2 protein-coding genes are annotated in these 2,848 nt (G+C 62.4%); both read left to right on the forward strand.

All coding sequences use genetic code 11. The features are described 5' to 3' along the window. On the forward strand, positions 1-978 hold a 978-nt coding region (locus tag H597_RS0116415; RefSeq protein WP_028103089.1), incomplete at its 5' end, for a M4 family metallopeptidase. A gap of 239 nt (positions 979-1,217) precedes the next feature. Beyond that, positions 1,218-2,848, forward strand: a 1,631-nt coding sequence (locus H597_RS0116420; protein WP_035374499.1) for a M4 family metallopeptidase, incomplete at its 3' end; no start/stop codon positions are given.

The raw sequence follows: 2,848 nt of genomic DNA on the forward strand, positions 1-2,848 counted from the left end.
TACCTGACCAAGCAGCCGCTGGCGATGACCGGTATCGGCAACGACAAGGCCTTCCGCATCTGGTTCAAGGCCAACACCACCAAGTTCACCGCCTCGACCAACTACGCCGACGCGCGCAACAAGGTGGTGCAGGCAGCGGAAGAACTGTACGGCGTGGGCAGCAAGGAATCGATCGCAGTCAAGCGCGCTTACGCGGCCATCAACGTCGGCACCGACGTCGACGAAGGCGTGCCGACCGGCGTGTCGATCTCGACCCAGCCTAACAACGTCACCGTGAATGCCGGCGGCACCGCCAGCTTCACCGTCGGCGCCAGCGGCGGCACCTCGCCTTACAGCTACCAGTGGTACCGCAACGGCACCCAGATCACGGGCGCCACCTCGGCCACCTACTCGTTCACTGCGCAGAGCGCCGACAACGGCGCCGTGTTCAAGGCCGTGGTCAGCGACGCTTCGTCGCCGGTCAAGACCGCCACCTCGAACAACGCCACCCTGACCGTGGGCGGCACACCGCCACAGTCCGACCTGGTGGTCAACGGCGGCTTCGAGTCCGGCACGTCGCCATGGGCCGGCAGCACCGGCGTGATCGGCAACTACAGCGGCCAGAGCGCATACGAAGGCACCCGCTTCGCATGGCTGGGCGGCAATGGCGCCACCGCCACCGAAAGCCTGTACCAGACCGTGACCATCCCATCCACTGCAACGTCGGCGAACTTCTCCTTCGCGCTGCATATCGACACCGCGGAATCGGGTAGCACCGCCTACGACAAGCTGGTCGTGACCGTGAAGAACTCCGCCGGCACCACCCTGGGCACCCTGGCGACCTACAGCAATGCCAACGCCGCCAGCGGCTACCAGGTGCGCAGCTTCAATCTGCTGCCGTACAAGGGCCAGACCGTGCGCCTGCACTTCAACATGACGGAAGACTCGTCGCTGCAGACTTCCTTCGTGATCGATAAGGTCAGCCTGCAAGTTCAGTAAGCAAGCTAGTCGTCATTCAAGCCGGTATGCGGCTGTCGCCATCCTTGCGATGCGATAGCCGTATTACCGGCTTTTTTGTGGGCAGGATGCGCCTGCCAACGTGACTACAAGCATGTAATCAATTGTCTAAAACTATACAAAAACTGTAAAACTGACTCATTTCACAAGTTTTTTGACTCGCCCAAAAAACAGGCATAACTTCGACTCCCCACCAACCCAAGTTCCAAGAAGGAGTGTCGATGAAACTTCGCAAAAGCCTGTTGGCCGCAGCCGTTGCCGCCTCGTTCGCCCCTGCATTTGCCGGCGTCATGCCCGATTCCCTGATGGCCGCGCCGGCCCAGCCGATGAGTCTGGAAGCCAAAACCAATCTCGTCTCACGCCTGGATGCACGCCGCGCGGCCGCCGGTCTCGACAGCGAGCATGGCTACAAACTGCGTGAACAGCATCCCGGTGTGCAAGGCCAGCGCATCACGCGCGCCGATCACACCTTCCAGGGCTTGCGTGTCTTCGGTTCCGACTCGGTCATCGTGACCGACGAAAACGGCGACATCGTCAGTGAATCCGCCTCCGACCGCCGCAATGGCCTGGACGCTTCGCGCGCCGCCAAAGCCGCCGGCAAAGGCGCGCCTGACACCACCCCAAGCTTCAACGCCGACGAAGCGATCCGCATCGCCGTCTCCCGCACCCCGGCCAGCGAACACCGCATCAAGCCGGAAGCGGAGCTGCTGATCTGGCCGGTCATGAAGACCGTGCGTACCGAAGCCGCCGCCAACAAGGCCGAAAACGCGCTGAATGCGATGGATGTGAAGGACGTGGTCGACCACTACGAGCTGGCCTACCTGGTCAAGACCCGTATGAGCAAGAACAACCGTCCGATCTTCCGCGACACCGTGATCAGCGCCACCTCCGGCGCCGTGCTGAAACAGTGGAACGCGCTGCAGACCGTGGTCGGCGTCGGCCACAGCCAGTACAACGGCGACGTGCCGATCCAGACCACACTGTCCGGCTCGACCTACAAGATGCTGGACGCCACCCGCGGCACCGGCGGCCAATTCGGCGGCATGGCGATCACCAACGCCAACCACTCGTCGGCCAACAATCCTAGCCCTGGCAGCATCTACACCAACACCACCAACACCTGGGGCGACGGCCAGCAATACAACGGCGGCAGCACCACCAACGCCAACGGCCAGACCGCCGCGGTGAACGCGCTGTGGGGCCTGATGAATACCTACGACACGTTGAAAAACGTGATGGGCTGGTCCTCGCTGGACGGCAACAACACCGCGACCTACATCGCCGTCCACGTCGACAACAACTACGACAACGCCTTCTTCGACCCAAGCTGCAAGTGCATGTACATCGGCGACGGCAGCAGCTTCTACAGCCTGGGCTCGATCGACGTGATCGGCCACGAAATGGGCCACGGCGTGACCGACGCCACGTCCAACCTGACCTACTCCGGCGAGTCGGGCGGCCTGAATGAGTCGAACTCCGACATCACCGGCGAAATGGTGGAAGCCTATGCCCGCGCTGGCGGTACTGGCACCAGCGTCCCATCCGGCAACGACTGGATGATGGGCAAGGAAATCGCCCGCAACGGCCAGCCGCTGCGCTGGATGTGGAAGCCTTCCAAGGACGGCGGCTCGGCCGACGCCTGGAGCAGCTCGATCGGCAACCTGGACGTGCACTATTCCTCGGGCGCCAACAACCGCATGTTCTACTTCCTGTCGCAGGGTTCGAACTCCTCGTCCTCGAGCGAAATGTACAGTAAGTACCTGACCAAGCAGCCGCTGGCGATGACCGGTATCGGCAACGACAAGGCCTTCCGCATCTGGTTCAAGGCCAACACCACCAAGTTCACCGCCTC

The sequence above is a fragment of the Pseudoduganella violaceinigra DSM 15887 genome (genome assembly GCF_000425385.1).
Classification (GTDB): domain Bacteria; phylum Pseudomonadota; class Gammaproteobacteria; order Burkholderiales; family Burkholderiaceae_D; genus Rugamonas; species Rugamonas violaceinigra.